This is a genomic window from Aeromicrobium sp. JP4 (genome assembly GCF_054957925.1).
This window is the reverse complement of record NZ_CM143290.1, coordinates 2476153-2499275: the sequence shown is the minus strand read 5'-3', so window position 1 is coordinate 2499275 and position 23123 is coordinate 2476153. Positions and strand designations below refer to the sequence as shown.

General features: G+C 71.9%; 18 protein-coding genes and 1 pseudogene. 4 read left to right on the top strand and 15 right to left on the bottom strand.

Annotated elements, in window-relative coordinates:
* Positions 1-3 precede the first annotated feature (3 nt).
* Positions 4-1269, bottom strand: coding sequence for an MFS transporter (locus ACY1JX_RS12225; protein WP_462564125.1), 1266 nt, complete (start codon positions 1267-1269; stop codon positions 4-6).
* A gap of 47 nt (positions 1270-1316) precedes the next feature.
* Positions 1317-1952, bottom strand: a complete 636-nt coding sequence (gene pdxH, locus ACY1JX_RS12220) for a pyridoxamine 5'-phosphate oxidase (protein ID WP_462564124.1) — start codon at positions 1950-1952, stop codon at positions 1317-1319.
* 97 nt (positions 1953-2049) lie between these two features.
* Between pdxH and ACY1JX_RS12215 the strand changes: the two genes are divergently transcribed.
* Positions 2050-3165: a citrate synthase 2 gene (locus tag ACY1JX_RS12215; RefSeq protein WP_181752881.1), complete on the top strand. Its 1116-nt coding sequence runs from the start codon at positions 2050-2052 to the stop codon at positions 3163-3165.
* A gap of 82 nt (positions 3166-3247) precedes the next feature.
* Here ACY1JX_RS12215 and ACY1JX_RS12210 read toward each other — a convergent pair whose 3' ends face one another.
* Positions 3248-6577, bottom strand: a complete 3330-nt coding sequence (locus tag ACY1JX_RS12210; RefSeq protein WP_462564123.1) for a CDP-glycerol glycerophosphotransferase family protein — start codon at positions 6575-6577, stop codon at positions 3248-3250.
* Positions 6578-6717: 140 nt separating this feature from the next.
* Here ACY1JX_RS12210 and ACY1JX_RS12205 point away from each other — a divergent pair, with 140 nt between their 5' ends.
* Positions 6718-8787, top strand: a complete 2070-nt coding sequence (locus tag ACY1JX_RS12205; RefSeq protein WP_462564122.1) for an acyltransferase family protein — start codon at positions 6718-6720, stop codon at positions 8785-8787.
* 155 nt (positions 8788-8942) lie between these two features.
* Here the strand turns inward: ACY1JX_RS12205 and ACY1JX_RS12200 are convergent, their stop codons facing one another.
* The 5 genes and pseudogenes from ACY1JX_RS12200 to ACY1JX_RS12180 form a co-directional block, all read right to left on the bottom strand.
* The gene (locus ACY1JX_RS12200) at positions 8943-9737 is read right to left on the bottom strand and encodes a transglutaminase-like domain-containing protein (RefSeq protein WP_462564121.1); all 795 of its coding nucleotides are present in this window, start codon (positions 9735-9737) and stop codon (positions 8943-8945) included.
* Positions 9738-9782: 45 nt separating this feature from the next.
* A complete protein-coding gene (gene meaB, locus ACY1JX_RS12195) occupies positions 9783-10766 on the bottom strand; it encodes a methylmalonyl Co-A mutase-associated GTPase MeaB (RefSeq protein WP_181752888.1) in 984 nt (327 codons plus the stop codon).
* A gap of 66 nt (positions 10767-10832) precedes the next feature.
* Positions 10833-12221, bottom strand: a complete 1389-nt coding sequence (locus ACY1JX_RS12190; protein ID WP_462564120.1) for a hypothetical protein — start codon at positions 12219-12221, stop codon at positions 10833-10835.
* Between the two features lie 68 nt (positions 12222-12289).
* A pseudogene (gene scpA / locus ACY1JX_RS12185) lies at positions 12290-14371 on the bottom strand (methylmalonyl-CoA mutase); the annotation flags it as partial.
* Between the two features lie 23 nt (positions 14372-14394).
* Positions 14395-16179 (bottom strand): methylmalonyl-CoA mutase family protein, encoded by a 1785-nt coding sequence (locus ACY1JX_RS12180; RefSeq protein ID WP_286931154.1) that lies wholly within the window; start codon positions 16177-16179, stop codon positions 14395-14397.
* 74 nt (positions 16180-16253) lie between these two features.
* Between ACY1JX_RS12180 and serC the strand changes: the two genes are divergently transcribed.
* A complete protein-coding gene (serC, locus tag ACY1JX_RS12175; RefSeq protein WP_462564119.1) occupies positions 16254-17369 on the top strand; it encodes a phosphoserine transaminase in 1116 nt (371 codons plus the stop codon).
* 9 nt (positions 17370-17378) lie between these two features.
* Here the strand turns inward: serC and ACY1JX_RS12170 are convergent, their stop codons facing one another.
* Positions 17379-17897 carry a gamma carbonic anhydrase family protein gene (locus ACY1JX_RS12170; RefSeq protein WP_181752897.1) on the bottom strand — a complete coding sequence of 173 codons (519 nt, stop codon included), beginning with the start codon at positions 17895-17897 and terminating at the stop codon, positions 17379-17381.
* Between the two features lie 4 nt (positions 17898-17901).
* Complete coding sequence (locus ACY1JX_RS12165) at positions 17902-18951, bottom strand: SdiA-regulated/phytase-like domain-containing protein (protein WP_462564118.1); 1050 nt, start codon at positions 18949-18951, stop codon at positions 17902-17904.
* Between the two features lie 41 nt (positions 18952-18992).
* On the opposite strand from ACY1JX_RS12165, the gene ACY1JX_RS12160 reads away from it, so the two are divergent.
* Complete coding sequence (locus ACY1JX_RS12160; RefSeq protein ID WP_462564117.1) at positions 18993-19445, top strand: hypothetical protein; 453 nt, start codon at positions 18993-18995, stop codon at positions 19443-19445.
* A 37-nt stretch (positions 19446-19482) separates the two neighbouring features.
* Here ACY1JX_RS12160 and ACY1JX_RS12155 read toward each other — a convergent pair whose 3' ends face one another.
* The 5 genes from ACY1JX_RS12155 to ACY1JX_RS12135 form a co-directional block, all read right to left on the bottom strand.
* Positions 19483-20205 carry a DUF3027 domain-containing protein gene (locus ACY1JX_RS12155; protein ID WP_181752900.1) on the bottom strand — a complete coding sequence of 241 codons (723 nt, stop codon included), beginning with the start codon at positions 20203-20205 and terminating at the stop codon, positions 19483-19485.
* Between the two features lie 67 nt (positions 20206-20272).
* Complete coding sequence (locus tag ACY1JX_RS12150) at positions 20273-21190, bottom strand: AEC family transporter (RefSeq protein ID WP_286931141.1); 918 nt, start codon at positions 21188-21190, stop codon at positions 20273-20275.
* A gap of 3 nt (positions 21191-21193) precedes the next feature.
* Complete coding sequence (locus ACY1JX_RS12145) at positions 21194-21589, bottom strand: cold-shock protein (RefSeq protein WP_462564116.1); 396 nt, start codon at positions 21587-21589, stop codon at positions 21194-21196.
* 74 nt (positions 21590-21663) lie between these two features.
* Complete coding sequence (locus ACY1JX_RS12140; protein ID WP_286931137.1) at positions 21664-22638, bottom strand: YihY/virulence factor BrkB family protein; 975 nt, start codon at positions 22636-22638, stop codon at positions 21664-21666.
* Positions 22635-23123 carry a type II toxin-antitoxin system PemK/MazF family toxin gene (locus ACY1JX_RS12135; protein ID WP_462564115.1) on the bottom strand — a complete coding sequence of 163 codons (489 nt, stop codon included), beginning with the start codon at positions 23121-23123 and terminating at the stop codon, positions 22635-22637. Before ACY1JX_RS12135 ends, ACY1JX_RS12140 begins: the two co-directional genes overlap by 4 nt.

The window sequence follows — 23123 nt, the reverse complement described above, 5'->3', positions numbered from 1 at the left end:
CCGCTAGGGCGTCGGGTGGCGGCCGTCGTAGGCCAGGAAGCGGCGGCGCAGGGCGACCGAGGTGAGCACGCCGGCGATGCACAGCCCGCCGCCGATGACCATCGCCCACGGCTCGCCGACGAGTGAGGCGACCGAGCCGATCACGAAGTCGCCCAGGCGCGGCCCGCCCGCGACGACGACGATGAACAGACCCTGCATGCGCCCGCGCATCTCGTCGGGCGCGGCCGACTGCAGGATCGTCGAGCGGTAGGCGGCGCTGATCATGTCGGCGGCGCCGGACAGCGCCAGGAACGTGACGGCCAGCCACAGCAGGCCCGGCAGCCCGATCGCCGAGAAGCCCACCGCCGCGACGCTCGCGCCGTAGGCGACGATCGCCACCACGATCGCGACACCGTGCCGGTGCACCCGGCTGACCCAGCCCGACACCACGAACGCCAGCAGCGATCCGATCGCCGGGGACGCCTGCAGCAGGCCCAGCGAGGAGGCGCCCGCGTCGCCACCGCCCGACGTGGCGTAGACGGTGGCCGCCAGCGCGGGGAACAGCGCGCGCGGCTGGGCGAAGACCATGGCGCACAGGTCGACAACGAACGACATCGCGATGTTGGGCGCCGTCCGAAGGAACCTCAGTCCGTCGATGACGGAGCGGATGCCCGGCACCGGCATCTTCGTGGCGGGCGGGAGGGCCGGGAGCCGCACCACCGAGTACAGCGCCGCCACGTAGAGCAGCACGTCCACGACGTAGGCCGCCTCCACGCCCCGCCACGCGATCAGCGCACCACCGACGAGCGGACCCACCGTGAACGACAGGTTCGTCGAGGCCATGCCGAGAGCGTTCGCCGCCGGCAGCAGGTGCCCGGGCAGCAGCTGAGGCAGCATCGCCGCGCGGGCCGGGTTGTTGACGGCGAAGAACAGTGCCTGCACGGCGACCACCGCGTAGAGGAACCCGACGGACTCCACGTCGGCCACGCTGTGCGCGACCAGTGCCATGGCCGACACCCACAGGCCGATCGCCGACGCCAGCGCCACGGTGCGGCGGTCGAAGGCGTCGACGAGCGCGCCTCCGTAGAGTCCGCCGACGATGAGCGGCAGCAGCCCCGCGAGGCCGACCAGGCCCACCGAGAACGACGACTCGGTGAGGGTCCAGACCTCCCAGGCGACCGCGACCACCGACATCTGCTGGCCGAAGCCCGAGACGGCCTGCCCGATCCACAGCCTGCGGTAGGCCGGGGACACCCGCAGGGGGCGGACGTCGGTGAGGAGCTTTCGCATCGGAGCAGCCTAGGCGCGGGTCTCGGCGCCGGTGACCGCGCCGTCGGTCAGGGCGCGAGCCGGTCGCGCGTCCAGTCGTCCCCGCGGCGCGTGAACCGGATGCGGTCGTGGAGGCGGTTCTCGCGGCCGTGCCAGAACTCCAGCACCTCGGGCGCGATGCGGTAGCCGCCCCATCCCTCGGGACGCCGCTCGGCGGCCCCGTGGTCCTCGGCGTCGTGCCACCGGCGCTCGAGCTCCTCGCGGCCGGCGACGACCTGCGACTGCGGCGACGAGGCCGCGCTGATCCGCGCTCCCTCCGGCCGGGCGAGGAAGTAGGCGTCCGACTCGTGCGGGTCGAGACGGGTCACCCCGCCCTCGATCCGCAGCTGGCGGTGCAGCGGGTGCCACAGGAGCACGGCCGCCGCACGGGGGTTCTGCTCCAGCTCGCGACCCTTGCGCGAGTCGTAGTTCGTGAAGAAGACGGCGCCGGTCGCGTCGAAGCCCTTCAGCAGCACGATGCGCACCGAGGGCTCGCCGTCGCGGGTGGCGGTGGCCAGCGCCATCGCGTTCGGCTCGTGGACGCCCGCGGCGATCGCCTCGGCGATCCAGGCCTGCGCGAGCCCGATCGGGTCGTCCCCCGCGGTGGCCTCGTCCAGGCCGGCCTTCGCGTACTCGGTCCGCATCCGGGCCAGGTCGTCGCTCATGGCGCCACGGTAGCCGGGCTCACGACCGCACCTCGCGAAGCAGCCGGGAATCGACCGTGCTGCACGCCGCAGAACGGCCACAGGGCACTATTGAGGCATGACTCAAGTACACCACGGACTGGAAGGCGTCGTAGCGTTCGAGAGCGAGATCGCCGAGCCCGACAAGGAAGGCTCCGCGCTCCGGTACCGCGGCGTCGACATCGATGACCTCGTCGGCCGCGTGCCGTTCGAGAAGATCTGGGGCCTGCTGGTCGACGGCTCCTACGACCCGGGCCTGCCTCCGGCCGAGCCGTACCCGATCCCCGTGCACTCCGGGGACATCCGCGCCGACGTCCAGAGCGCGATCGCCCAGATGGCTCCCGTGTGGGGCCTGCGTCAGCTCTACGACATCGAGACCCCCGAAGAGGTGCGCGACGACCTCGCCCGCACCGCGGTGATGGTGCTGTCGTACGTCGCCCAGGCCGCCCGCGGCCTCGGCAAGCCGATGGTCCCCCAGAGCGAGATCGACAAGTGCGACACGATCGTCGAGCGGATGCTGACCCGCTGGCGCGGTGAGGTCAACCCGGACCACGCCAAGGCCATCGACGCCTACCTGGTCTCCGCCGCGGAGCACGGCATGAACGCCTCCACGTTCACCGCTCGCGTCATCTCCTCCACCGGCGCCGACGTGGCCGCCGCCCTCTCCGGCGCAGTGGGCGCGATGTCGGGCCCGCTGCACGGCGGCGCCCCCTCGCGCGTGCTCCACATGATCGAGCAGGTCGAGAAGACCGGCGACGCCGAGGCGTACGTCAAGAACCTGCTCGACTCCGGCGAGCGCCTCATGGGCTTCGGCCACCGCGTCTACCGCGCCGAGGACCCCCGCGCCCGCACGCTGCGTCGCACCGCCAAGGAGCTCGCCGCCCCGCGCGCCGAGGTCGCCGAGGCACTCGAGCAGGCCGCCCTGAAGGAGCTGCGCGAGCGCCGCCCCGACCGCGTCCTGGAGACGAACGTCGAGTTCTGGGCCGCGATCGTGCTGGACTTCGCGGAGATCCCCGCGAACATGTTCACCGCGATGTTCACGTCGGCACGCACCGCCGGCTGGAGCGCCCACATCCTCGAGCAGTACAAGACCGGCCGCCTGATCCGCCCCTCGGCGATCTACACCGGTCCGGCCTCGCGCACCGCCGACGAGGTTCCCGGCTGGAACCCGGCCTGGGCCGAGACCAAGGCCTGAGCCACCGCACGACCCGCACGGGGTGTCGCCACGACTGTGGCGGCACCCCGTCGTCCTTCCCGGGGGCTGCGACCCCGCGCGGTCAGTTCGGGGCGGCGCCGCGCTCGGACTCGCTGAACACCGCGTCGATGACGCGGTCGGAGGCGTGGCCGTCCTCCAGCCCGCCGAAGCGCTCGCGGAACGCTGCCAGGCGGTCGGCGTACTGGACCTCGACCTCGCCGAGTCGGGCCACGGCGTCGATGACCTCGTCGCTCGTGCGCACCACGGGACCGGGCGCGATCTCCTCGAGGTCGACGTAGAAGCCGCGCAGGGCGTCGCGGTAGTGCTCGAGGTCGTAGACGTAGGAGATGATCGGCCGGCCGCGCTGGGCGTAGTCGAACATGATCGACGAGTAGTCCGTGATCAGCGCGTCGGCCACGAGCAGCAGGTCCTGCGTGTCCGGGTACTTCGAGACGTTGACGATGCTGGCGTCGAGGTCCTTCGGCCAGGTGAACTTCACCAGCGGGTGCAGGCGCACCAGCAGGGTCACGTTCTCGCCGAGGCGCTCGGCGAAGCGGCCGAGGTCGAGGGCCATGTCGTGGGCCCACGCGCCCTTCGCACCGGCCGCGCGGCCGTCGTCGCGGAAGGTGGGGGCGTAGAGCACCACCGTGCGGTCCTCGGGCAGGCCCAGCCGCAGCCGGGTCTCGCGCGCCCGCTGCCGGCCCACCTCGGTGTGGAACACGTCGTTGCCGGGGTAGCCGGACTCGATGATCGGGCCGGTGAAGCCGAAGGCGCTGCGGAAGGCCGCGGTCGCGTACGGGCTCGGGGAGACCAGGCTCGACCAGCGATCCACCAGCTCCTGCGCCTTCTGGTGGTAGTCGTCGGCGCGCCCGTGCATGACCGGCACGTCGTTCTGCATCCGCTTGAGCGGGGTGCCGTGCCACGTCTGCAGGTAGTGGGTGCCCCGCGGCCGGCGGCACAGGTCGTGCACGTTCTGGTTGAACACCCAGTAGCGCGCCCGCGACATCGTCCAGAAGTAGCGCGGCGTCAGGCGGAACACCTTGTGCGCGTCCGGCGGCACCCGCAGCGTGGAGTTGTTGACGTACCAGAGGTCCAGTGAGGTCCCCCGCTCGTGGAGGCGCTCGAACAGGGCTCGCGGGCTGCCACCGTAGGCACTGCCGCGGTCGCTCTCGAACACGGCGATGTCGCGGCGCGGCAGGAGGCTGCCGAAGCGGAACATCAGCGACATCACGCGGTAGTAGTGCGGCCCGGCGCGGAAGCGCTTGAAGGCGTCGCGCACGGCGCGCACGTTGCGCAGCCGCAGCAGCCGCGTGGAGAGGCCGTCGGCGGTGCGCACCATCTCGTAGTTGCGCTCCCCGTAGCCCGACGTCGGGAGCTCGAGGAAGGCGGCGGCGCGACGCGCGTACTCGTCGTCCATCGTGAAGCCCGAGCCCGCCGACCGGGCCACCTCACCGGCCAGGTCGGCCGCGCGGTGCGCGATCGGCCCGGGCAGGGCGGTGGCGGCGTCGATGAACGGCGTGCGGGCACCGGTGAGCACCGCGTCGTCGAAGCGGAAGAAGAACACCGGTCGCCGCAGGAACGCCGCGTCCCACGCGACGCTGGAGTAGTCGGTCACGAGGGCGGCGCTGGTGCGGATGAGCTCCTGCACGTCGGCGTCGCGGGGGGCGATCGAGATCCCCTCGAGCGGCAGGTCGTCCACCAGCGCCCGCAGGTTCGGGTGCATCACCATGAGGATCTCGACGCCGTCGCGCTGCAGCGCCTGCAGCTGGGGGTCGTTGAGGAAGTCCAGCCAGTTGGCCAGGTAGGTGCTGGTGAGCACGCTCTCGCGGCTGGTCAGCCAGTCGCGCCACGTGGGCATCACGAGGAGCCGGCGCTGCACCTGCGGCTCGCCCTCGAAGAGCGAGTCGTACCGCGCGAAGCCGGTCACCTCGACCTGCGAGGGGAAGAAGTCGAGGTCCTCGATGAAGATCTGGCGCTCGGCGGCCGAGTTCACGACCACCCGGTCCGGCGGCATCTCCTGCATGTGCAGGCGGCCGTAGTTGAGCCGCACGTTCTTCATGCCGGTGACGCCGTGCTGGAGGAACACGCGCAGGCCGCGCGCGTGCCGGGCCAGCCGGGGCGACCGCGAGGCGTGCAGGTACTCCGCGTGGTGGCTGCCGACGAAGCGCGACGCCAGGGCCGTGTAGCGGATGTGCTCGCGCGAGCGGGCCGTGACGACGTTCCCGAACGGCTCGACCTTGTCGCGGTCGGGCGAGTCGGCGTCGATCACGTAGTAGGCGCGACGGTCAGGGTGGTTGCGGCGGATCCAGCGGAACAGCGCGAAGCCGTTGTCCTGCGCCTTGTAGGGCACCTCCCCCACGAGCCAGATGCCCGAGAACGGGCGCAGCGGTGCGAGCAGCCACGCCCACCGCTCGATCCGGCGCAGGTACCGGTGGTTCTCGACGGTGAAGCGCTCCGACCAGAACGCGAGCCGCTTGGCACGGAAGGTCAGGTAGGGCACCCACTGGTCGACGTGGGCACCACCCTGCGTCGGCACCGGCAGGTCGCGCAGCCTGAAGTGGGAGAAGCTCTTCTCCGCGAACGGCACCCGCACCGGCAGCTCGAACCCGTCGAGCTCCATGATCAGGTGCGGGTCGATGATGCCCTCGCGCTCGGCGTCGTCCACGGCGTCGGGCGTGATGTCGAAGCTGATCCGGTAGTCGTACAGGCCGTGCGCGGCGGTGGCGTCGAGCGACTCGACGCGCACGGGGATCTCCTGGGTAGTCCCGGAGAACCGCCACTGCAGCGACAGCCGGATGTCGCTCGCCGGACGCGAGAAGGTCTTGAGGACGAGGTCCGCGGCGATCCCGCGCGGGCCGACGTCGAGCCGCTTGCCCTCCACCTCGAAGCGACGGATCGGCTCGGCGGCGTAGCGCACCGAGACGTTGCCCTGGTCGGTGACGTGGGTCCAGGCGTGCACCTGCTCGCCGAACGGGGACGCGGCGCCCTCGATCTCGATGAACGCCATCGCGGCCGAGGTGTCGGTGTGGTCGAAGCGGCCCAGGCGCTGCTCGGTGCGCTTCCTTCCCATCCCCTCGACCTCGACGAACAGGTCGAAGCGTCCGGCGGCGCGGCCGCCGAGCTCCCAGAGCTGCACGGGATCGAGCGCGAACGCGAACGTGGCGGACGGGGCCTGCTCGAGGCGGAGGCTGACCTGGCCGAGCCGGCTGGCGGGACGAACCACCAAGGCCACCACGCGCACCGGGTCGCGGAACGCGCCCGCGTAGTGGACGAGGCCGGCCTCGTGGCGCACGACGAGGGAGGCGTGGGGCCGGGGAGCGGGACCCTTGCCGAGGGCACGGCGCAGGCGGTCCTTCGCGCGCTCAGGCACCATCGCGACGACCCGACGCCGTACTCGACCCACGTCAGGCATGCTCTCCTCGGTTCCCGTCGACTTCACGGCGGGACGCCCCCACCACGCGATTCTCGATTCTAGAGGGGGACGCCGCGTCCCGACGGGTCACCCGCGGGCCGCGGTGGGCGCGATGGGGACCGCCCTCGTATCGTGGTGCGGTGCCCGCCAGTCCTCCCAGCGACCGATTCAGGGCCGAGATCTCGGCCCTGCGCGCCTGTGCCGTGCTGCTCGTGGTCATCTACCACCTCTGGCCGGGGCGCCTCCCGGGCGGCTACATCGGCGTCGACGTCTTCTTCGTCATATCCGGCTTCCTGATCACCGGGCACCTGCTGCGCGAGTCCGCCGACACCGGGAAGGTCGACCTGGCCCGGTTCTGGGCGCGCCGCGCCCGGCGCCTCCTGCCGGCGGCGTACCTCGTGCTGGCCGTCTCCGCGCTCGCCGTCTGGCTGTGGATGCCGCTGGTCACCTGGAGCCAGAACTTCAAGGAGATCGTCGCCTCGGCGCTGTACGTGCAGAACTGGGCCCTGGCGGCCGACTCGGTGAACTACCTCGCCGCCGAGAACGACCCGACGACCGTGCAGCACTACTGGACGCTCTCGATCGAGGAGCAGTTCTACCTCGTGTGGCCGCTGCTGGTGATCCTGGCCACCGTCCTGGCGGTGCGGACGGGTCGGTCACGCAAGCTCATGGTCGCCGTCGTGCTCGGCACCGCGACCGTCGCGAGCCTGGCGTACTCGCTGTGGATCACCCAGGCCAACCCGCCGGCCGCGTACTTCGTCACCCCGGCGCGGGCGTGGCAGTTCGGCGCCGGCGCCCTGCTGGCGCTCGCGATGGGCAGCGCCACGGTGCGCCGCGGAGCGCCCACCGCCCTGCTGTCGTGGGCGGGCTTCCTGACGCTGGCGTGGTGCGGCCTGACGTACGACGACTCCACGCCGTTCCCGGGCACCGCCGCGATCGTCCCCGTGGTGGCCACCCTCGTGGTGATCTGGGCGGGCGAGCCCCGCGGCGTCCTGTCCCCCACGCCCGTCATGCGGTGGCGCCCCACCCACACCCTCGGCGAGATCTCCTACTCGATGTACCTGTGGCACTGGCCGCCGATCGTGATCCTGCCGTTCGTGCTGGGCCACGAGCTGGGGCTCGGCCCGCGCATCGGGATTCTCGTGTTCACGATCGTCGCGGCGTGGGCCACCAAGCGCTGGGTCGAGGACCCCATCCGCTTCACGCACCGCTTCGGCCTGCGCCGGCCGGCCATCACGGGCCTGGCCACCCTGGTCGGCGCGACCGCACTCGTGGGCGTCTCGTTGGCCGGCCACCAGACCGCTGCCGCGGCCCAGGAGCGCGCCGTCGCCGTCGCCGAGAGGCTGGTCGAGGAGGCCCCCGACTGCTTCGGCGCGGCCTCGCGCGATGCCGAGAACCCGTGCCACAACCCCGAGCTCGACGACCAGCTGATCCCGTCGCCGGAGGCCGTGGTCAACGACTACGAGAAGGAGTACCCAAGCTGCTTCGGGGGTGTGCACGACACCGAGCTCAACGACTGCACCTTCGGCGACCTCGACGACGACTCGCTGCCCCACGTGACCCTCGTGGGCGACTCCCACGCCCGGTCGTTCCTGCCCACGCTCGTCCGGATGGCCGACCAGAAGCTCATCACGCTCTCCGCCCAGCTGAGGAGCAGCTGCTCGTGGACCCGTGACGAGCCCGACCACGACGACCCGCTGCGCGTGAGCACCTGCCAGGAGTTCAAGGCGAACCTCCAGGAGTGGCTGCTCGACCGCACCGACTCCACCGACCTGGTCCTGACCACCGGCTACGCCCGGATGCTCAGCGGGTCGAACGAGGAGCGCGTCGAGAGCATGGAGGCCGTGTGGCGCCCGGTGCTGGACCGGGGCGTGCGGGTGGTCGCGATCCGCGACAACCCCCGCCTGCCGCGCGCCCCGCAGAAGTGCCTCGCCCAGCTGGAGAGCATCACGCCGGACGCGTGCGCGTTCAGCCGTGAGGAGGCGTTGTCGCACTTCGACGCCTTCGCGACCGCCGGCCGCCAGGTCGAGGGCGCGCAGACGCTGGACCTGAGCGACCTCTACTGCGACGACGAGACCTGCCCGTCGATCATCGGCGGCGTGAACGTGTACCGCGACATCACCCACCTGAGCGTCACGTACGTGCGCACGATGACGCCGTACGTGTACCGGCGACTGGTGGACATGAACGCCCTGCCGCGTCCCTCGTGAGGGCCGCTGACATGACGATGCCGCGGCGCCGTATCACCCCCCCGAGGTGATGCGACGACGCGGCGGTCGCTGAGGGAAGACTAACCCATCCGCTAGTTCTTTGTAACTAGTCCGCTGGTTCTTTTCGGCGTGTCACTGCGAGTTCACCTCTCGGTTCAGCCGAGCGCGACGAGCTCGGTCACGTCGTCGCGCGGCAGCTCGTCCACGACCGCCGTGACGTTGATGCTGTTGAGGTTCACGGCGGCGCGGTGCTGCGACAGGAAGGCCGTCTCGGAGGCGTCCATGCCGGTGGCGATGCGGACCATCGTCTCGCGCGGGGCCAGCGCGGTGGCGTCCACGACGTGCCACTCACCGTCGACGTAGGCCTCGGCGACCGCGTGGAAGTCCATCGGCTGCAGCCCCGGGGCATAGACCGAGACGAGGCGCGCGGGAACGTCGTGCGCGCGCAGCAGGGCGATGACCAGGTGCGCGTAGTCGCGGCACACCCCCTGGCGCTTCAGCATCGTCTGCACGGCGCCGTCGGTGGGTCGGCTGCTGCCGGGCACGTAGGACAGGTGGGTGCCGACCCAGGAGGTCACGGCGTCGAGCAGGTCCTTGCCGGACAGGCCCTTGAACTCGGCCTTCGCGATCGCGAAGAGCGAGTCCGAGGGCGCGTACCGGCTGGGACGCCGGTACTCGATGATGTCGAGCTCCTCCGTGGCGATCGGGCGGGCATGACCGTCGACGACCGCCTCGTAGTCGATCGTGATGGGGCCCGCGGGCGCGTCGATCCGGTGCAGCCTGGTCTCGTGGCGGCCGGCGATCTCGCGGGCCTCCAGCTCGGCACCGTCCTGGACCACCCGCAACGACTCGCTCGAGGTGGCCACGTTCGCCGCGACGGCGATCGACAGGACGAGGTCGGCGCGGTCGAACGCGTGCAGTTCGAGGTGGGCCGTGACGGTGCGCTTCACCGCACCATGCTGGCACGGGCACCCCGACGCCGCGATCCGGCGCGGTCAGGCGTCGAAGGCGCCGAGGATCTCGTCGGCGGCGGCGGCCGGCGAGAGCGTGCCGGCGAGGACCTCCTCGCGCACCCGCTCTCGGACCTGGGCCACCGACGCGTCGGTGGCGAGGCGCTGCTCGATCTCGTCGCGCACGAGCGCCCACGTGAAGTCGAGCTGCTGCTGCGCGCGCTTCTCGGCGACGCCGCGGTGGCCCATGAACTCACGGTGGCGCAGCACGCGGCTCCAGACGGTGTCGATGCCGGTCCCCTCCAGCGCCGAGCAGGTGAGGACGGGCGGCACCCAGTCCTGCGTGCCGGCGTAGACCAGGCGCAGCGCGCCGGCCAGCTCGCGCGCGGTGCCCTCGGCCTCGCGGGCCCGCTCGCCGTCTGCCTTGTTGACCGTGATGACGTCGGCGATCTCGAGGATGCCCTTCTTGATGCCCTGCAGCTGGTCGCCCGTGCGCGCGAGGGTGAGGAACAGGAACGTGTCGACCATGCCGGCCACGGTGATCTCGGACTGGCCGACGCCGACCGTCTCGACGAGCACGACGTCGTAGCCGCCCGCTTCCAGCACCGTCAGCGCCTGGCTGGTGGCGCGGGCGACGCCACCGAGGCTGCCCGCGCTCGGCGAGGGGCGGATGTAGGCGTTCGGGTCGGTGGAGAGGCGCACCATGCGGGTCTTGTCGCCGAGCACCGAGCCGCGGGTGCGCACGCTCGAGGGGTCCACGGCGAGGACGCCGACCCGGTGGCCGCGCTCGGTGAGGTGGACGCCGAGGGCCTCGATGAAGGTGGACTTGCCCACGCCCGGAACGCCGGAGATGCCGACGCGGACCGCTCCCCCGACCTTCGAGTCGGGCGCCGCCGCCAGCTCGGCCAGCACCTCGCGCGCGGCCGCCCGGTGGTCGGCTCGGCGCGACTCGACCAGCGTGATCGCACGTGAGATCTCCGCCCGCCGGCCCGCGCGGACGCCCTGCACCACCCTGTCGACGTCAACCACGCGTGCGAGTCTAGGGCGTGGCCTCCACCGACCCGGCCGCCAGCACGACGACGCCGGGCGGGGCCGTCACCACGGCAGGGGCGGGCCGAGACCGAACTCGGCGATGACGTCGTGCACGATCGCGAGCAGCGCCTCGTCCGAGTTGTCCGCGCCGGGGCGGAACGCCACCGCGTTGATGACGACGCGACCGCCCGAGAAGGTGACGCCCAGGAACCCCTGCCCACCCATCCGGGCCAGCTCGGCCGTGGGCCGGCCGGGCTCGTTGAACTGACCCCAGGCGTACTGGCACGGCCGCCCGTCGATCAGCTCGACGGGCCCGGTCACGCGCCCGAGGTTGGAGCAGCCGACGGCATTGACGTCGGCCCCCAGGGCGAACCGCTCGAGGCGGCGCAGCAGCCACACCGGCACGAAGGGGACGAGCGGCAGGGCCGCCAGCAGCGGGAGCTGGTTCGCGTCCCGGGCGCTCAGCGCGGCCTTCATCGCCGCACGCGCGGGGCGCAGGTCGTGCGTCACCTCGGCCGGGTCGAGGGTGACGACGACGGAGGACAGGGCGTTGCCCCGCAGGTCGTCGTCGCCCTCACGCACGCTGACCGGGATCGTCAGGTTGACCGTGCCGTTCCGCTGCACCCGACCCAGGTGGAGCCCGAGCCGCGCGGCGAGCGCCGAGGCCAGCACGTTCGAGGTGCCACCGAGCCGTTCCGCGCACGCGTCCCACGACGCCTCGGACACGAAGGTCACGACGCGAGCGGCCCCGTCGCGGACCGGCGGATCGGGCGCGGTGAACTCCGCGACGGGTGTGGCCACGGGCAGCGCCGCCGTCGAGGCCCGGTGCGGCAGGCTCCGCTCGGCACGCATCTGACGCACGACCGCACGGAGGGCCCGCACCTTCTCGGGGAGCGACCCGATGACCTCACGCCAGTGGGACAGGCGGCTCCGGGCTCGCTCGCCGCGGCGCGGATACGCCAGCCCGAGGTCGAGTCCTTCGACGGCCTCACGCAGTCCCAGGAGCACCCCCACGCCGTCGGTGACCGTGTGCGACACCACGATCGCGACCGCGCTGCCGCCGTCGTCGAGCCGCAGGACGCCGAAGCGCCACGGCGGTCCCTCGCCCGGATCGATGGGCCGCCGCGAGACCTCGACCGACCACTGCTCGATCTGCGACCGGGGCCGCATGGCGGGCTCGACCTCGATCGGCACGGGCGCGTCGGGACGGACCCAGCGGGGCCGCCCGCCCCACCCCGGTGCCGCCTCGACGACGCGGGCGAACCGCCCCTCGTGGAGCCGCTCGGACAGGCGGCGCAGCGCGTCGAGGTCGACCGCGCGGTCGTAGACCCACGTGTAGTGCAGCGTCGGGTGATGACCGAGGGCACGGAACGCCAGGTACGAGGCGTGGTCCATGTAGTCGAGACAAGTGTCCAGGCGAGTGTCCAGCCGGGTGTCCGAGCGGGTGTCCACCGCCACAGACTAGTGCAACTGGGAGTTGCAGCCCAGCGTCGACAGCCGGCGTCGGGTCGCCCGAGGGATCAGCTCTGCGCGCGCAGCTTCTCCAGCAGGTCGAGTGCCGAGTCGGCGATGACCGTGCCGGGCAGGAAGACCTCGGCCGCACCCATCTCCTTGAGCGTGGGCACGTCGTCGGGCGGGATCACGCCACCGATCACGACCATGATGTCGGGACGGCCCTGCTCCTCCAGCGCCGCCTTCAGCGCGGGCAGCAGGGTCAGGTGACCCGCCGCGAGGGACGAGACCCCCACGACGTGGACGTCGGCGTCGACCGCCTGCTGGGCGACCTCCTCCGGCGTCGAGAACAGCGGGCCCACGTCGACGTCGAAGCCCATGTCGGCGAACGCCGTGACGATGACCTTCTGGCCGCGGTCATGTCCGTCCTGGCCCATCTTGGCCACGAGGATGCGGGGGCGGCGGCCCTCGGCGCGCTCGAACTCGTCGGTGGCCTCGATGACCCGGGCGATGTTGCCCGACTGGCCGGCCTCGCTGCGGTACACACCCGAGATCGTACGGATCACGGCCTGGTGGCGCCCGTAGACCTTCTCCAGCGCGTCGCTGATCTCGCCCACCGTGGCCTTCGCGCGGGCGGCGTTCACGGCCAGGTCGAGCAGGTTGCCCTCGAGCGAGCCGTCACGACGCGCGCCGCGCTCGGCCGAGTTCGTCAGCGCGTCGAGCGCGGACTGCACGTCGTCGTCGTTGCGCTCGGCGCGCAGGCGCTCGAGCTTGGCGATCTGCGACGAGAGCACGGCCTTGTTGTCGACCTTGAGCACGTCGAACGGCTCCTCGTCGGGCACGCGGTAGGTGTTCACGCCCACCACCACCTGCTGGCCCGAGTCGATGCGGGCCTGCGTGCGGGCCGCGGCCTCCTCGATGCGCATCTTCGGGATGCCCTCGTCGATGGCCTTCGCCATGCCGCCGGCCGCCTCGACCTCCTGGATGTGCGCCCAGGCGCGGTTCGCGAGGTCGTGCGTCAGCTTCTCGACGTAGTACGAGCCGGCCCACGGGTCGATCGTCTGCGTCGTGCCCGACTCCTGCTGCAGCAGCAGCTGGGTGTTGCGCGCGATGCGGGCACTGAAGTCGGTGGGCAGCGCGATGGCCTCGTCGAGGGCGTTGGTGTGCAGGCTCTGGGTGTGGCCCTGCGTGGCCGCCATCGCCTCGATCGCGGTGCGCTGCACGTTGTTGTAGACGTCCTGCGCCGTGAGGCTCCAGCCCGAGGTCTGCGAGTGGGTGCGCAGGCTCAGCGACTTGGGGTTCTTCGGGTCGAAGTCGCTGACGAGCCGGGCCCACAGGGCACGGGCGGCGCGCAGCTTGGCGACCTCCATGAAGAAGTTCATGCCGATCGCCCAGAAGAAGCTCAGGCGCGGCGCGAAGGCGTCGATGTCCAGGCCCACGTCGAGGCCCGAGCGGATGTACTCGACGCCGTCGGCCAGCGTGTAGGCCAGCTCGAGGTCGTTCGTCGCCCCGGCCTCCTGGATGTGGTAGCCGGAGATCGAGATCGAGTTGAACCGCGGCATCCGCGCCGCCGTGTACGCGAAGATGTCGGAGATGATCCGCATCGACGGCGCCGGCGGGTAGATGTACGTGTTCCGGACCATGAACTCCTTGAGGATGTCGTTCTGGATGGTCCCGGCCAGCTGCTCGGGCTTCACGCCCTGCTCCTCGGCCGCCACGATGTAGAGCGCCAGCACCGGCAGCACGGCGCCGTTCATGGTCATCGAGACGCTCATCTGGTCGAGCGGGATGCCGTCGAACAGCGTGCGCGTGTCGTAGATCGAGTCAATCGCCACGCCGGCCATGCCGACGTCGCCCACCACGCGGGGGTTGTCGGAGTCGTAGCCGCGGTGGGTCGCCAGGTCGAAAGCGACGGACAGGCCCTTCTGGCCCGCCGCCAGGTTGCGGCGGTAGAACGCGTTGGACTCCTCGGCGGTGGAGAAGCCCGCGTACTGGCGGATCGTCCACGGCTGGGTGGTGTACATCGCCGGGTACGGACCGCGCAGGAACGGCGTCATGCCCGGGTAGGTGTCGAGGGCGTCGAGCCCCTCGAGGTCGGCGGGCGTGTAGAGCCGTTTGACGGGGATCCCCTCCGGGCTCTGCCACGGCTCGCCGGCGAAGGACTTCGGTGTGGTCATGCGAGCACCTCACGCATCTGTCGCAGGAAGGCCAGCGCGTCGAGGCCCATGGCGGCCGACGCGTCCTGGCCGAGGTCGGTCTTGCCGGCGACCAAGACGTACGAGGCGCCGTTCTCGCGCAGCGCGGCGACCAGGTCGGCACCCCACTCGCCGTACACGGCATCCGTGCCGGCGAGGCAGACCACGGGAGGCGCTCCGGCCTCGAGGTACTTGTCGACGGCCTCGTCGACCCCGGCGGTGGCACCCGCGGCGCCGATGCCGATGCCGCCGGCGGCCAGCAGGTTGATGGCGAACGTGGCCCGGGCGGTGTGGGCGGAGATCGGGCCCATCGTGGCGAGGAAGACCGGCTGCGCCACGGGCTCGTCGCGCATCTGCTCGAACTCGCCGGCGTACCGGAACACGTCGGGAGCGACCGGGTAGGGCCGGCGCTCGGGGAGGGTCTCGGCGGAGTTCGGGAACTCGCTGATGCCCGTGATCGGGCGCTCGCGGCGCGCGATCTGCAGGGCGCGGTCGTCGCGCACGGCCTGCACCAGCGGCACGAGGCGGTCGGCGGCGGCGTCGAGGTCGGCGACGCCCTCCAGCTCGTCGAGGCCGTCGAGCTCGGCGAAGAGCTCCCACGCGGCCATCGCGAGGTCGTCGGTGAACTTCTCCACGGCGTACGCGCCGCCGGCGGGATCGGCCACCTTGGCCACGTGCGACTCGTGGATGAGCAGGCTCGAGGTGTTGCGCGCAATGCGGCGGCTGAACGGGGTGGGCAGGCCGAGCGGCTCGTCGAACGGCAGCACCGTGACCGCGTCCGCGCCGCCCACGCCGGCGGCGAAGCCGGCGACGGTGGTGCGCAGCATGTTCGTGTAGGAGTCGTAGCGCGCCATCATCGGGCGCGACGTGACCGCGTGCTGGCGCTGGGCGCGGGCCGCCTCGCCGATGCCGCTCAGCTCGCCGACCCGGTTCCACAGGGTGCGTGCGGCGCGGAGCTTGGCGATGGTCGGGAACTGCTCGTCGGTGGCCGCGTAGCGGAACTCCAGCTGGGCGGCGGCCTCGTCGGTGGTGAACCCGGCGGCCTCGAGGGCGCGCAGGTACGTGACCGCGACCATCATCGACCAGGCGAGCTCCTGGACCTCCGACGCGCCTTGGTCGTGCAGGGCACTGGCGTCGACGACGACGCCGCGGACGCCCGCCTCCTTCGCCAGCGTGGCCACGCGGACGAGGACGTCGAGATCGTGGCCGCCACCGCCGAGGTTGGTCAGCGGGTGCGGCTGGACGCCCTTGTCGCGGCAGACCGCCACGAAGGCCTCGGCCGCGGCGACCGGGTCCTCGGGGGCGTCGAGCACGACGGGGGCCAGGTCGAGGAAGACCGGCTCCAGCAGCTCGGCGAGACGATCGGCGGCGATGCCGCGCTCCCCCACCGTGAGCCACAGCGAGTTGCCGCCGTTCTCCAGCTCGGTGGTGAGGTGGTCGGCGGTGGTGTCGGGGTCGGTGAACCAACCGCGCACGTCCCAGCCCTCGAGCTCGGGATCGGCGGTGCCGGAGCCGCGCGTGTAGGGCGCCTCGCCCGGGAGGCCGGTCTCGGGGACGTCGGCGACGAGCTCGCGCGTGCCCAGCGGGGTGATGCTGAGCCCGTCGAGGGTCGTGGTGGTCAGCGCCTCCCACACGTCGGTGTCGGGGGCGTCCTCGGCGAGGCGACGCGTCTTGCGCAGGACGGCCGCGGTGGCCTTCTCCCACTCCGACAGGTCGTGCTCGATGCCCTCGGCCAGGGGCACCACGGGCTGGTCTGCTGCCATGCGTCGCATGGTAGCCGCCTGCTTCGGGCGACCGTTCAACGCATCGTCCCGCGGGCTCCTGCGAGAATGGCGCCGTGCAGATCCCCGACGAACTCCTGCCCCGCGACGGGCGCTTCGGCTCCGGTCCCTCGAAGGTGCGACCCGAGGCGCTCGCCGCCCTGGCCGCGAGCGGGGACACGCTGCTGGGCACGTCGCACCGCGCCGCGCCGGTGAAGTCGCTCGTGGGCAGCATCCGCTCCGGCCTCGCCGACCTGTTCTCGCTGCCCGACGGGTACGAGGTCGTGCTCGGCGTGGGCGGCTCGCACGCGTTCTTCGACGCCGCCACGTTCGGGCTCGTCGAGCGACGCAGCCAGCACCTCGTGCACGGCGAGTTCACGACCAAGTTCGCCCGGGCGGTCGCCGCGGCACCCTTCCTGGACGACCCCGAGATCATCGAGTCGGACTTCTCGACCCACCCTGAGCCCCACGCCACCGCCGGCGTCGACACGTACGCGTGGGCGCACAACGAGACCTCGACCGGCGTCATGACCTCGCTGCGACGCCCCGTCGGCATCGACGAGGGCGCGCTAGTCCTGGTCGACGCCACGTCGGGCGCCGCCGGCCTTCCGGTCGACGTGGCCGAGTCGGACGTCTACTACTTCGCGCCGCAGAAGGGGTTCGCGTCCGACGGCGGGCTGTGGATCGCGCTCATGTCCCCCGCCGCGATCGAGCGCGCCCGCCGCATCAAGGCGTCGGGGCGCCACATCCCCGGCTTCGTCGACCTGCCCGTCGCGATCGACAATTCGCTCAAGGACCAGACCTACAACACCCCCGCCGTCGCCACGCTCTTCCTCATGGACCAGCAGGTGCAGTGGCTCAACGCGAACGGCGGCCTCGACTGGGCGGTCTCGCGCACGACCGACTCGTCCCAGCGGCTCTACGCCTGGGCCGAGGCGAGCTCGTACGCGACCCCGTTCGTCCCCGACCCGGCCGACCGCTCGCTCGTCGTGGGCACGATCGACCTCGAGGGCGTCGACGCCGCCGACGTGGTGGCAGCCCTGCGCGAGAACGGCATCGTCGACGTCGCCGGCTACCGCGGCCTGGGCCGCAACCAGCTGCGCATCGCGATGTTCCCCGCCATCGACCCCGACGACGTCACTGCCCTCACGCGGTGCATCGACCACGTGGTCGAGCGGCTCGCGGCGGGCTGACGGTCAGCCTCAGTCGACGACGGTGGCGCCGCGGTGCAGCTCGCGGTGCTCTTCGTAGATCGAGGCGTTGAGGTGCAGGGTGGCGACCTCGTCGTCGGTGAGCTCGCGGCGCACCTTGCCGGGGACGCCGGCCACCAGCGAGCGAGGCGGGATGACGGCGCCCTGGGGCACGAGGGCGTTCGCGGCGATCAGGCACTCGTCGCCGATCTCGGCGCCGTTGAGGATCGTGGCGCCCATGCCCACCAGCACGTGGTCGCCGACGGTGGCGCCGTGGATGATCGCGCCGTGGCCCACCGAGACGCCCTCGCCGAGCGTCAGCGGCTTGCCCTGGTCGACGTGGAAGACGCAGTTGTCCTGGACGTTGCTGCCGCGGCCAATGGTGATCGGCTCGTTGTCGGCGCGCAGGACCGCGCCGTACCAGACGCTGGAGCCCTCCTCGAGGACGACCGAGCCCACCAGGGTGGCGTTCGGGGCGACGAACGCCGACTCGTGAACCTGCGGGGACCTGTCTCCGAGAGCGATCTTCATGCGCTCACCGTATCGCCCGGCGTGCGCCTCCCGACGGGCCCCGGCGCAGTGCCACCACCACCAGCAGGACGGCCAGCGCGGCGACCCCGAGACCGCCGAGCACGACGGTGCGGGTGTCCACCGCGACGCCCGTGCTGCTCGCCGCCACGACCTCGGCCGACGCGGGCGACACCGACGGATCGGGGACCGAGGTGGCCACGGTCGCGGGTCCACCGGCCGAGGCCGAGGCGACCGGCAGGTCCAGGCGGTACAGCGGCGAGTCGGCTCCCTCGGTGCCCACGAGCACGGCGTCGTCGTCGACGAACGCGACCGTCTCGGCCTGCTCGAGCGGAGGAAGCGGGCCGCTGCCGACGACGGACCAGTCGGCGGGATCGATCGTCCACAGCGAGCCGTAGGACACCAGCGCCACCTGGCTCCCGTCGGGCGAGAACGCGCCGTCGGTGACCAGCGCGGGCAGGCCCGAGGCGGTGGCCTCGAACTCGGTGGTCGACCTCGGGTCGAGGTCGCCCGTGTCGAGCGTCATCACCGCCGCATCACCGAGCGCCTTGGTGACGACGTGGAGGCGGTCCGAGTCCGGCGGCGCCAGGAGCGCCTCCACGTCGGCGGGGCCTCCGGCCAGCGCGACCGGGTACCGCTTCGCAGCGACCGTGGCGCTCGCGCGACCGGGCTCGTCGATCGCGTACAGGGCGAGGTCGTCGCGCTCGGCGCGGTTGTCGCCCACGTCGCCGATCCACAGCGTGCCGTCGCGCAGGGCCAGCGCCTCCACGTCGCGGAAGTCGGCGCGGAGGGTGGTCACTCCGACCACGTCACCGCTCGAGAGGTCGACGGCGAACACCTCGGGGGCGTTGCCGGAGTCGTTGACGGTGTAGGCCAGTCCGTCGTGGGCCGAGCTGACCGCGAGGCCGCTGGACTCGGTGATGCGGGCGTCGGCCAGCACCGCGACGGGCTCGTCGGTGGCGGCGTCGGCACGGTCGATCAAGGAGGTCACGACGACCACCACGATCAGGGCGACGAGCAGTCCCGGGATCAGCAGCCGGCGACGACGGGGGTTCACAGGGCCTCCTGCGGCTGGACGGCTCGCGTTATCGTGGAGTCATGGCCCGTGAGAAGCGTTCCCGCATCCCCGACTTGGGCCGTCCCGAGGTCACGGAGCTGGAGTTCGGCAGGACGACGCACCGTGTCGCCGAGGTCGAGCCCATGGACGTCGACGGCGTCCGCACGATGACCATCGGCACGATCGCCTGGGGCGTCGTGGCGCTCGCGCTGCTGCCGTTCTGGGGCAACCTGCAGGACCAGGGCCGCACGTGGTGGCTGTGGACCGCGTTCGCCGGACTCGGTCTGGGCCTCATGGGCATCGAGTTCTGCAAGCGCCGTCGCGACGCCCTCGCCGAGCGCGCGGCGACCGCCCCGCTGCAGACCGTGATCCCCGTCGACGAGCTCCCCGAGGAGATCGTGACCGACGCGGCGCCGGCCGAGCCGCAGGCCGCACCGGCCGCAACCACGGACCCTGCCCAGGAGCGCCCCACCGGACGCCGTCGCCGGAGCTGAGGCCGTCCGGCCTCGCATCACACCCCGCACGACGGGCTCAGAACTCCTCGAGCTCGGCCCGGGTCGAGTCCAGCACCGGGTCGGGCAGCTTGGACGCCGACGCCGATCGCTTGGGGCGCGTGCCCGAGTGGGCACCGCAGCCGTGGGTGAGGGCGACGACGCGGCCGTCGGCGTTGGCCATCTTGTTCGCGCACACGCCGAAGCGGTCGGAGAGGTCGCCGGCCAGCGAGACCAGGAAGCCGCACGTCCCGCACACGCCGGGCGCCTGCTTGGCGATCGGGGTGTCCGGACCGGACTCGCCCTCGTACCAGCGCTCCGCGGCATCCTCGCGGCCCTCGATCGAGAGCACCCACTCGCGGCCGAGGCCGATCTCACGGGCGAAGTGGCGGTCGACGACACCGGTCTCGTCACCGTCGCCGGCGGACCACGCCGGCACGAGCCGGATGTCGTCCTCCTCGGGCGGCAGCACGTCGCCGGGACCGAGGTCGCCGGGACGGACGCGCTCGCGGTAGGGGGTCCACGCCGGAGCGACGATGGCCTCGTCACCTGGCAGCAGCACGATGTCGTTGATGGTCACCTGGTCGTCCAGCACCGAGGCGCTGACCGCCCAGTACCAGCCGCGGTAGCCGGGCAGCAGGCAGGCGAATCGCTCGGTCACCAGACCGGGCGCCTCCTCGGTGCTGCCGAGGTGGTCGCCGACCGTGCCGTCGTCGACACTGTCGTCGAGGGCCGCGCGTGCAGGAGAGGTCGCCGTGCTCATGGTCCGATTGTCCCCCACCGCGCCACACCCGACCAACCCGGTCGTGCCGCGCGCGCCGGTGTCCGCCTCAGGGGACCAGGACCGCCGCCAGCAGGACCATCACGGGCAGGGAGACCACCGTCGTGATGACGACGCTGTCGCGGGCCAGCACCTCGCCGCGACCGAACTGCGCGGCGTAGACGAAGACGCTCTGGGCCGTCGGGAGGGCCGCCATCACGGTGACGCCGGCGACCTCGTAGGCGTCCAGGCCCAGCCCGTACCGGGCCACGAGATACGTGACGAGAGGCTGCCAGAGGATCTTCAGGACCGTCACGAACGCGACCTCGCTCCGGTTGCCGTGACCGATCCTGGGACCGAACCGCAGGGCGACACCGAACGCCAGGACCGCGGACGGGATCGCCATGGCGCCCAGCAGCGAGATGGGCTCGTCGACGAACCGCGGCAGGTCGACGTGGGCGAGCGACAGGGCGACGCCCAGGATCGCCGCGATCGAGACGGGGTTGCTCAGGCCCGCTCGCACGAACCCCCACGGGGTCACCCGGCGCCCCTCCTCCATGCTGAGGAGCGTGACCGCCACGGGCGTCATGACCATGAGCTGCAGCATGATCGTGGGCAGCGCGAAGGCCACGTCACCGGCGACGTACGCCGCGATCGGCAGGCCCAGGTAGCCCGAGTTCGCGAACGAGGAGGCGAGACCGCCCACCACGACGTGCTTGCCGGAATGACCCCGCCACCGCGCCCACGGCACGTAGACCAGCAGCACCGCCACCACGCCGATCGCGGCCACGAGGAACCACGGCCCGAAGACGGTGGCCAGGTCCGTGGAGCCGAGGATCTCGATCAGCAGGGCGGGCGTGGCGACGTAGTAGACGAGTCGCGCGAGCACCACCTGGCTGGACTCGTCGAGCACCCGCGTCGCGGCGAGGAGGTATCCCACACCGATCAACGCGCCGATGACCGCGAAGCCCTCGAGAGCTCCGGTCACGCGTCAGGCGTCGAGGTCCGCGGCGAGGCGGCGCAGCAGCTGCGCGACCTGGCGGGCGCGCTTGCCCTCGGGGTGGCGGCCGTGACGGTAGCCCTCACCGAGGCCGTCGAGCAGGTTCACGAGGTCCTCGACGATGACGACCATCTCCTCGGGCGACTTGCGCCGCGCGTGGGCCTGCGCCTGCGAGACCGAGGGGGTGGGATCGAGCACGCGCACCTGGAGGGCCTGGTCGCCGCGGCGGCCGGCGGCGATGCCGAACTCCACGCGCGTGCCGGCCTTCAGCGTGGTCACGCCTTCGGGCAGCGCGTCGGAGCGGACGTAGACGTCCTCACCTTCCTCGCGGCTGAGGAAACCGAACCCCTTCTCGGGGTCGTACCACTTGACCTTGCCGGTGGGCATGACCGTTCCTTTGCGTTCTCGGAGTGCGACCCCTGCAGTCTAGTCGGCTGGCGCCGCCGCGGTGCTCGCGCCGCTCAGGCCTCATCGTCGAAGTCGACCGAGATGGTCTGGAAGCCCTTGTGCCGCTGCATCCGGGCGTACTGCGCGTAGGCGCGGCGGTCGCCCGCCGTCAGGACGACGTTGTCGGTGAACGGCGTCAGCAGGGCTCGCGGGTACAGGTGACGGCGGCGCACGACGTTGATCTGGAGGCCGAGCACGATCGTGGAGGTCAGCAGGAACAGCAGCGCGATGAGGCCGAGGACGAGGGCGAAGGTCTGGTTCATCGAGGTCGCCCGGGCGATGACGCCCTGCACGTAGGCGTCACCGACGTACTGCAGGACCTGCCAGCCGAGGGCGCAGAACAGGGACCCCGGCAGCACCGACCGCCAGGAGGCGCGGCGCAGGCTCACCAGCTTGAACACGGTGATGAAGATGCCCCACGAGACGAGGAAGCCGACCACGCGCATGACCAGGCCGAGGTCGGGCAGGTGGTCGATCCCGACGACCTCCGGGTTGTCCACGATCGACTGCAGGATCGCGACGACGGCGATGCCCAGGCCGCCGATGCCGAGCACGACGAAGCTGCGCAGCCGCATCATGATCGGGTTCGGCCGACTGTTGCGCGGCACGCCCCACGCCACGTTGGCCGCGTTCTGGGTGGACTGGCCCACGCCGAGCGCGCCGTAGAGCGCGGCGAGCGAGCCGACGACGATCGCCGAGGTGCTGCCGGTGAGCCCACCGGGGCGACCGAGCTCGTCGCCGACGATCGGGAACTGCGCGAGCGCCGTGTCGAGCAGGCGCTGCTGGAGGTCGGGGTCGTCCTGGAGCACGAAGCCCAGCACCGACGAGGCGATGAGCAGCAGCGGGAAGATCGCGATGAACGAGTAGTACGTCATGATCGCCGCCAGGTACGGGCCCTGGTCGTCGAAGAACTTGTAGATCACCGCGATCGGGAACCCGAGGACCGGGTGCTGCCGCTGGAAGCGGTCGATCCCGGCGACGATGTTCATGGCAGGTATTGTCGCGCAGCTCCCAACACGCGCTCGTACACCTCGCGGGGAAGCACCGCTCCTTCTCGCCGGACGTCCTGCTCGCGGACCTGGATGAGCCGGTTCAGCCGCACCTCGCTGGGGCGTCGCTGCGCGTCCCAGGGGCCCGACCCGATGTCCATCCAGAAGCGGCCCGCACGCGCCTCCTGCGCCGCGTCGCGGTCGTGGTCCCGCGAGGTCAGCTGGAGTGCGACGAGGGTGGCGTCGGGGTGTCGCCCGATGAGCAGGACGGGGCGGTCCTTGCCCTGGCTCGGGTCGTCCTCGTACGGCACCCAGGTCCAGACGATCTCACCCGGATCGGGGCGACCGTCGTGGTTGCCGGACCACGTCGTGTCGAGGCCGACTGGGGCACGCGAGGTGCCCGCGGCCGGCGACGACGAGGACGAGACGGAACGGCCGATCGCCGCCAGCCGTCGCAGGACGGCGGGAAGTCTCGGTCGTGCCAC